This is a genomic window from Mumia sp., assembly GCF_028803055.1.
In the GTDB taxonomy this organism is placed as follows: Bacteria; Actinomycetota; Actinomycetes; order Propionibacteriales; family Nocardioidaceae; genus Mumia.
The window spans coordinates 1-506 of sequence record NZ_JARBCJ010000359.1 but is presented as its reverse complement, the minus strand read 5'-3'; the positions used below and the strand labels follow the sequence as shown (position 1 = coordinate 506).

The following is a 506-nucleotide window of genomic DNA, read 5'->3' as shown; positions in this document are numbered from 1 at the left end:
ATGCGCCATGACCCGTCCGATCCGCAGTGGATTGGCCGCGACCGTTTCGTCCTCTCCCCCGGGCACACCTCCCTGACGCTCTACATCGAGCTCTTCCTTTCCGGCTACGGCCTGGAACTCGAGGACCTGCAGTCCCTGCGCACCTGGGGTTCCAAGACCCCCGGCCACCCGGAGTACCGCCACACCGACGGCGTGGAGATCACCACCGGCCCGCTCGGCCAGGGCCTGGCCTCCTCCGTGGGCTTCGCGTTCGCCCAGCGCCGCCTGCGCGGCCTGCTCGACGCCGACGCTGCCGAAGGCACCAGCCCGTTCGACCACACCATCTGGGTCATTGCCTCCGACGGCGACCTGCAGGAAGGCGTTACGGCCGAGGCCTCCTCGCTGGCCGGCCACCAGGAGCTGGGCAACCTCGTGGTCATGTACGACGAGAACCACATCTCCATCGAAGATGACACCGACATTGCCTTCACCGAAGACGTGCTCAAGCGCTACGAAGCGTACGGCTG

Annotated in this window: 1 pseudogene; it reads left to right on the top strand. The window is 67.2% G+C overall.

The annotated features are described in order from the left end of the window. A pseudogene (locus PV363_RS17910) lies at window positions 1-506 on the top strand (transketolase); the annotation flags it as partial.